The organism is Streptomyces sp. NPDC001093 (assembly GCF_040298985.1).
Classification (GTDB): Bacteria; Actinomycetota; Actinomycetes; order Streptomycetales; family Streptomycetaceae; genus Streptomyces.
Map to the genome: position 1 here is coordinate 19966 of NZ_JBEPBF010000136.1, position 7281 is coordinate 27246.

Here is a 7281-nt window from a genome sequence, read left to right on the forward strand (position 1 = left end):
CTCTCTCAGCCCGCGAGGCTGAAGCGCTCGAAGTGGATCTGCCGCTTGGGCACGCCCAGGTCGGCCAGGCTGCGCAGCACGGCGGTCATCATGCCGGGCGGCCCGCACAGGAAGACGTCCCGGGCCCCGATGTCCGGGACGAGCCGCGCCAGTTCGTCGGGGGCGAGCCGGTCGGGGACGACCGGGCCGGTCACCAGGTGGAGTTCGGCGCCCTTGGCGAGGGCGAGGTCGCACAGCTCGTCGTAGAGGACGGCGTCGCGGTCGGTGGCCACCCGGTAGATGACCACGGCGTGGCCCTCGAGGTCCTCCAGCAGCGCCCGGATGGGGGTGACGCCGACACCGCCGGCGATCAGCACGGACTCCGGGCGGGTGCGGTGCAGCGTGGTGAAGGCACCGTAGGGGCCCTCGGCGAAGACGCGGGTGCCGGGCTTGAGCTGCCGCAGGGCGGCGCTGCCGTCGCCGACCGCCTTGGCGGTGAGGCGCAGCGTGCGGCCGTCGGGGGCGGCGGACAGGGAGAACGGGTTGGCCTGCCACCAGCGGTCCCGGGTGAGGAACCGCCAGAGGAAGAACTGACCGGCGCGGGCGGGCAGCTGGTCCAGGCGGCGGCCGGTGACGTAGACGGAGACGACGTCGTCGGACTCGGGTACGACCGCCGAGACCCGCAGCCGGTGCCGCAGGTTCCGCCACAGCGGCAGCACCAGCCGGCCGACGAAGACCGAGCCCAGGGCGGCGCCCCACACCGAGTACCAGTACGTCCTCGCGGTCGGTGAGGAGGTGAACGTCGTACCGGCCGCGACCTGGTGGGTGAAGGCGAGGACCACGGCGGCGTAGGTGTACAGATGGATGAAGTGCCAGGTCTCGTAGGCGAGTCGGCGGCGTGCCCAGCGGGCCGAGACGGCGCCGACCAGGACGATCAGCGCGAGCGCGACGATGGCGCGCAGCACGCCCTCGACGGTCTCGGCGAGGTTCACGAGCTGGTTCACCGGGTCCATCGAGGACGCCTGGGCGTAGCCGAAGGTGATGAACACCGCGTGGGTGAGCAGGGTCCACAGGATGCCGAAGCCGGTGCGGCGGTGCCAGGAGGTCAGCCGGTCCATGCCGATCCGGTGGTCCAGCCAGGGCAGCCGGGCCACCAGCAGCAGCTGGAAAGCCATGAGGAGGGCGCCGCACAGGCCGGCGAGGCGGCCCAGCACGATCAGGGTGTTCGAGGCGAATCCGGCCTGGACGAAGAACCAGGCCACAACAGCCGCGTTGACGGCCAGCAGCGTGTACAGGCCGGTACGGGCCACGACCCGGGGGCGGATCGTCGTGGGGGGTGCGGGACGTGTCTGGAGGGTCGTCACGGACGCGGCTCCTTGATCGGGTCCTGGATGACGCGCTTCGCCCGGGATGGCTGACGTATTCCTGTCGGACGACTTTCACTCGAGTATTGATGTGGCCGGCGGCGGCCGGCAGCTCCGGCTGAGCCGGACGGGTGGACGGGGGTCGGTGAAGGGGCACGGGGCTGTACCGGCATGCGGCTCCGCCGCGTGGGCGCGACAAGCCACGCCGCACCCGCGAACGCAGAGCACCCCTACGACGAACCCGGGCCCTGTCGGGTATGCGGCCGGCAGGCCAGCGCGGCGACATCGTCCTCCGCATGCCGCGCGTCCAGCCGGCCGAGGATGATGTCCAGGACGTCCTCCAGCCCGTCCCCGCCGGGAAAGCGAACCGCGGACAGCCGCTCCAGAGACCGGTCGATGTCCTCACCCCGCCGCTCCACCAGCCCGTCGGTGAACAGCACGAGCGTCTCCCCCTCGGCCAGCGGATGCGTGGCCGACTCATAGCCACCGAGCCCGGTGCCCAACGGCGGGCCGACGGGGACCGGCACCATGGAGGCCTCACCGCCGGAGGTGATGCGCACGGGCGGAAGATGCCCGGCGCTGGCCAGCGTGACCTGGTGGCGGCCCGGGTCGACGCGGGCGAGCAGGCAGGTGGCGGGCCTGAGGTCGGACTCGCGGGAGGCGATCTCGTCCATCTGCCGCAGCACCCGGTGCGGGGGAAGGTCGGCGGAGGCGATGTAGCGCAGGGAGGAGCGGTAGGCGCTCATGTCGACGGCGGCCTCCAGGCCGTGGCCCATCACGTCGCCGACGACCAGCAGGGTCCGCCCGAAGTGCAGCCGTACGGTCTCGCACCAGTCGCCGCCGACCAGCACGCCGCCGCCGGCCGGCAGATACCGGATGGCGATGTCGAGGTTGGGGTGCGGGCGGCCGGGCTCGGCGAGCAGGGCGCGCTGCAGGTCGCCGGCGGTGCGGTTGATGCTCGCGTAGGCGCGGGCGTGCCGGATGTGGGAGGCGGCGCGCTCGGCGAGCAGGCTGAGCAGCTCGGCCTCGGCGCGGCGCAGCGGCTGCCCGGAGCGGGCCCACACCAGGACGCCGTACCCCTCCTCGCCGCTGGTCAGCGGTGTGCACAGCGCGATCCGGGTGCGGGGGGCGCCCGGGTACTCCAGCCAGGGCTCGGGCTGTGCGCCGAGCGCCGGTGTCTCCGCCTCGCGGGCCGCCGCGGTGGCCCACCGGGCGTCGGGCAGCGCGTCGGCGTCCCCGGTGATCGCCTCGTATCCGGATATGGTCTGGCCGGTCCGGCGCAGCACGGCGGCCGTGCCGCCGGCCAGCCGTACGGCGATCCGGGTCAGCTCGGCGCAGGTCGTGGCCTCGTCGAGGGTCGTGCCGATCGCGGCCAGCGCGTCCCGCAGCAGGCTCAGCGGTGCGCCACCGGCCGCCACGGCATCGACGTCCGGGGCGCCCTCCGCCGCCTCAGCCGGGCCCACGGCATCCGCCGAGCCCGCGGCATCAGCGGAACCCGCCGCATCCGGGGAATCACCGGCTCGCGCGGATATCGCCGTCGACTCGTGCCCGCCTTCGTCCGCGCGGTGGCGGCCGCTGTCGGCGGGCACAGGCCTGCGACGGGACTGGATCCAGCGCGCCACACCCAACACCCTCACAGAATCTCAAACCGGAGCAAGTCGGGCACCGACCTCATCCGTCCCAGCGCCCTCGGCAGGCCGAGAACAGAACCTGAGCCCCGCTCCGGTATCCGATGGCGTTCATCTTCGACCGGACGAGCCCTGTCGAGGATGCCTTTTGCCAGATTCGGAGTGTCGATCGATCCGGGCGGGGATCAAGGACGGGTCAGTCCTCGGCGGGCGCCAGCCGCAGCGAGATGGAGTTGATGCAGTACCGCTGGTCGGTCGGGGTCGGATACGCCTCCCCCTCGAAGACGTGCCCGAGGTGGGAGCCGCAGCGGGCACAGCGCACCTCGGTGCGGACCATGCCGTGCGAGCGGTCCTCGACCAGTTCCACCGCGTCGGTGTCCTTCGGGTCGTAGAAGGACGGCCAGCCGCAGTGCGACGCGAACTTCGTGTCGGACGTGAACAGTTCGGCGCCACAGGCCCGGCAGGAGTAGACACCCTTGGTGCTGGTGTCGGTGTACTCACCGGTGAAGGCCGGCTCGGTGGCGGCCTGGCGCAGCACGGCGTACTCGGCGGGGTTCAGCTCCGCGCGCCACTGCTCGTCCGGCTTCTCGACGTCGTACGACATGAGCCTCAGCCCCTTTACTGCGACAGGCGGTCCAGGATCAGCGGGCCCAGGTCGGTCACATCGCCCGCGCCCATGGTGAGAACGAGATCACCGGGCTTCGCCATTCCCGCGATCACCGCGGGGATCGCGGCCTTGTCATGGACGGCGGTGACGTCGGCGCCGGCGGCGCGCGCGGCCTCGATGATCAGCTCGCTGGTCACGCCGGGGATCGGGTCCTCGCGGGCCGGGTAGATGTCCAGCACCACGGACGCGTCGGCGAGGGCGAGGGCCTGGCCCATCTCCTTGCCCAGCTCCTGGGTGCGGGAGAACAGGTGCGGCTGGAAGACGACGAGGATCCGGGAGTCTCCGGCGGCGGCGCGCATGGCCTCCAGGTCGGCGGTCATCTCGGTGGGGTGGTGGGCGTAGGAGTCGATGACCTGCACCCCGGCGGCCTCGCCCTTGAGCTGCAGGCGCCGCTTGACGCCGGTGTAGGCGCCGAGCGCGGGCGCCAGCCCGTCGGCCGGGATGCCCAGGGCCGCACCGGCAGTGAGCGCGGCGACGGCGTTGAGGGCGTAGTGGCGGCCGGGCACGGAGACCGTGAAGGTCAGTTCCTGCCCGTCCAGGACCACGGTGACCTGGCTCTTCAGCCCCTGCGGGACGATCGACGGCACCCGTACGTCGGCGTCCTCGGCCTCGCCGTACGTCACCGTCCTCACCGAACCCGCCAGCCGCCGGGTCAGCTCCCGCGCACCCTCGTGGTCAGCGGAGATCACCAGCGTGCCGCCGGGGACGATCTTCCCGGCGAAGGTCTCGAAGGACTCGTAGATCTCGTCCATCGAGGCATAGTTGGCGTGGTGGTCCAGCTCGACGTTGAGGACGATGGCGACCTCGGGCGCGTACTTGTGGAAGCTGCGGTCCGATTCGTCCGCCTCGGCGACGAAGATGTCGCCCTCGCCGTGCAGCGCGTTGGAGCCGGGCGCGTCCAGGTCGCCGCCGATGGCGTACGACGGCTTCAGGCCCAGCTCGGTGAGGGAGACGGCCAGCATCGAGGTGGTCGTCGTCTTGCCGTGGGTGCCGGCCACGGCGATCGGGCGCAGCCCCTCCATCAGCGCGGCGAGCGCGTCGGAGCGGTGCACCACGGGGATGCCCAGCTCGGCCGCCCGGGCCAGCTCGGGGTTGTCCTTGCGGATCGCCGAGGACACGACGACACAGCTCGCGTCGTCGGCGAGGTGCTCGGCGGCGTGCCCGATGTGCACGGTCACGCCGAGCGCCCGCAGCGCCTCGGCGGTCGCCGACTCCTTGGCATCGCTGCCCGCGACCTTGGCCCCGCGCTGCGCGAGGATCTTGGCGATCCCCGACATCCCGGCGCCGCCGATGCCGATGAAGTGCGGTCGGTCCATGGCGGTAGGAAGGCCGGGTGCCATGTGGTTCTCCCCAAGATTCCGGTACAGGCTGAGCGGGCCCTAGCCTATGCGCTCGGACGCCGGGCCCCGTGCAAGGGGCGAGGCATGACGCCGGGCCTCGGCCCGCCCGGATCCGGGGTGCATGGGCGGAAGGTACGCCTTAAGTGTCCGGGGGCACGCCGACCGTGCGGTGGAAGTGGCGGCGCAGCGTCGTGGCCGTGTCCATGCCGGTGGCCGTTGCGATGGCCTCGATACGGGTGCCGGGCCGGTGGTCTCCGGAAGTTCCTCGACTGCGCCGGCCCCTTCGCCTCGGCGGCCGCTCCCCTGATGGAGGCCGCGTGCGCGCCGGGGTCCCCTATGCCGGGTCCCCTATGTGGACGTGGCGGCCGAGATCCGCCTGCTACGGCGACCTGGGCGACCTCGGCGACCTGCTGGTCACGGGGCCGTGGACGACCGGGCGACGGCCGACGCGGCGCATGTCGCCCACGGGCTGAGCGGCCGGCACCCCACCGCCGGGACCCGCGCCGCCGGCCAGCTGGAGTACCCGGACGCCGGCGCGCCCACGCTGAACTGGGAGTTTCCCGGCCCACCGGGGCACCGGCCGGTCATCGGGGAACGGGGAATGCAGACCTGGCGGACCCGGACCCACCGGCCCCGGTGGCGGTCGGCGCACGCGGGCGGTCCGCGCTGACCTTCCTCGTCGACGTCGTGGTCCGCTCCGGCGGCGCGGAACGGCGTGCCGTGACCCAGGGCCGGACATCTGCGCCGGCACGGCGCCGCTCGTGGTGGAGGCGGTGCACCGGATCCTGACGGGGCCGACCCGGACGGTCGGCGTCGCCGCACATCCGGGTGGAGCTGCGCCCCTGGGCCGGCCGCGCGGACCGGGGAACGACCCGGACCTCACCGGTCCGCCGGCTCAGGCGTGCGGACGGACCGCGGCGGTCCCGGCGTGGCCGTACCAGTCGTACAGCACGACGCTGTGGACCAGGAGGTCCTGCACGGAGGCCCGGCGCCGGCCGGCGGCCACCCAGAGCAGGCCGAGCGGGAAGATCACGTACAGGACGGCCCGCAGCACCGCGGCGACAGGGGTGAGCATGTCCCCCGACCGGCTCGTCACCCGTACGCCCATCACATGGTCGCCGACGGTACGCCCGGCCGTGCCCCAGCTGACCCCGAGATAGCCGGTCGTGAGGGCGGCCCCGAATCCCGCGGCGCCCCACGGGCCCAGGTCGGGCAGGAGGAACGGCGGCCCGAGCAGGAAATACCTCAGCGCCGCGTAGCCGAGGTCCAGGGCCGCGACCGTCGCGAGCACCACGAGCAGATCGACGCCGGCCGCCACCAGGCGCGTGACGATCCCGGCCGGCCGCCCCTGGACGGCCACCGGGTCCCGAGGACGGGCCACCGAGGTCATGACGCCTTCTTCCGCCTGCCCGCCCGCGGGGCCCCGTCCGGCCCGTCGCGATGCAGCAGCCGGTCGGTCATCCGGTCCACGAGCCCGTCGGCACGGGCGTTCCGCTCCCGGAACGCGTCCAGCGTCTCCGCCGTGATGCTGCCGCCCGTGTCCCTGACGATCCGCCCGACGTCCAGCTCTTCGAGCACCCGCTCGGCCCAGCTCACCAGATCCACCCTGGCCAGCACCGCGTCGAGATCGACCCGCCGCGCCACCCGGCCGACGTCCACCCGGTCCGCCATCGCGTCCAGGTCGACGCGCTCGAGGACGGCGTCCAGGTCGATCCGGGCCAGGAGGGCGTCCACGTCTACACGGGCAAGGACAGCGTCCACGTCTACACGGGCAAGGACGGCGTCCCAGCCGACCCGGGCAAGCACGGCCTCGAGATCGACCCGGGCAAGAGCCCCATCGAGGTCCACGCCCGCCAGCACGGCGTCCACATCGACACGGCTCACGAGCGCATCCACATCGACACGGGCAAGGAGCGCGTCCACGTCAACGCGGGCGAGGACGGCGTCCCAATCGACCCGGGCGAGGACGGCGTCCCAGTCGACCCTGTCGAGGACGGCGTCGAGATCGACCCGGGCAAGAACCGCGTCCAGGTCCACGCGCGCCAGTGCGGCGTCCAGGTCGATGCGGCGGGCAACGCGGTCGACGTCCAGCCGGTCGGCCACGGCGTCGAGGTCGATCTCGTCCACCACGGCCGCCGTCAGGGTCCGGACGAGCGCCCGCGCGACGGAGCGCGCCTCCTGCCGCGCCTGGGCCCGCTCCAGCGCTCCCCGCGCACCCCAGACGCGGATCCGGCGGACCACCGCGCCCCGTACGGCCGGCGGCACGAACGCCCAGGTCGCGGCACGCGCCCAGCGCCCGGCCC

Annotated in this window: 7 protein-coding genes and 1 pseudogene; 1 reads left to right on the plus strand and 7 read right to left on the minus strand. The window is 73.3% G+C overall.

The window, feature by feature from the left end:
• Window positions 1-5 precede the first annotated feature (5 nt).
• The 5 genes and pseudogenes from ABT288_RS41300 to ABT288_RS41320 all read right to left on the minus strand — a co-directional run.
• Window positions 6-1343, minus strand: a complete 1338-nt coding sequence (locus ABT288_RS41300; RefSeq protein ID WP_351619567.1) for a ferredoxin reductase family protein — start codon at window positions 1341-1343, stop codon at window positions 6-8.
• Between the two features lie 230 nt (window positions 1344-1573).
• The gene (locus tag ABT288_RS41305) at window positions 1574-2965 is read right to left on the minus strand and encodes a PP2C family protein-serine/threonine phosphatase (protein WP_351619570.1); all 1392 of its coding nucleotides are present in this window, start codon (window positions 2963-2965) and stop codon (window positions 1574-1576) included.
• 202 nt (window positions 2966-3167) lie between these two features.
• Window positions 3168-3575: a peptide-methionine (R)-S-oxide reductase MsrB gene (gene msrB / locus ABT288_RS41310; RefSeq protein WP_351619573.1), complete on the minus strand. Its 408-nt coding sequence runs from the start codon at window positions 3573-3575 to the stop codon at window positions 3168-3170.
• A gap of 14 nt (window positions 3576-3589) precedes the next feature.
• Window positions 3590-4978 (minus strand): UDP-N-acetylmuramate--L-alanine ligase, encoded by a 1389-nt coding sequence (gene murC / locus ABT288_RS41315; RefSeq protein ID WP_351619575.1) that lies wholly within the window; start codon window positions 4976-4978, stop codon window positions 3590-3592.
• Between the two features lie 44 nt (window positions 4979-5022).
• A pseudogene (locus ABT288_RS41320) lies at window positions 5023-5210 on the minus strand (hypothetical protein); the annotation flags it as partial.
• Between the two features lie 192 nt (window positions 5211-5402).
• On the opposite strand from ABT288_RS41320, the gene ABT288_RS50400 reads away from it, so the two are divergent.
• Window positions 5403-5648: a hypothetical protein gene (locus ABT288_RS50400; protein WP_450861834.1), complete on the plus strand. Its 246-nt coding sequence runs from the start codon at window positions 5403-5405 to the stop codon at window positions 5646-5648.
• Between the two features lie 225 nt (window positions 5649-5873).
• Here the strand turns inward: ABT288_RS50400 and ABT288_RS41330 are convergent, their stop codons facing one another.
• Together ABT288_RS41330 and ABT288_RS41335 are read right to left on the minus strand one after the other, a co-directional pair.
• Window positions 5874-6368: an RDD family protein gene (locus tag ABT288_RS41330; RefSeq protein ID WP_351619578.1), complete on the minus strand. Its 495-nt coding sequence runs from the start codon at window positions 6366-6368 to the stop codon at window positions 5874-5876.
• A partial coding sequence (locus tag ABT288_RS41335) for a hypothetical protein (protein WP_351619581.1) occupies window positions 6365-7281 on the minus strand: 917 nt, incomplete at its 5' end. The genes ABT288_RS41330 and ABT288_RS41335, both read right to left, overlap by 4 nt.

Coding starts and splice junctions, on each gene's coding strand:
- msrB (WP_351619573.1), bottom strand. CDS start 3,575: ATGTCGTACGACGTCGAGAAGCCGGACGAGCAGTGGCGCGCGGAGCTG.
- murC (WP_351619575.1), bottom strand. CDS start 4,978: ATGGCACCCGGCCTTCCTACCGCCATGGACCGACCGCACTTCATCGGC.
- ABT288_RS41330 (WP_351619578.1), bottom strand. CDS start 6,368: ATGACCTCGGTGGCCCGTCCTCGGGACCCGGTGGCCGTCCAGGGGCGG.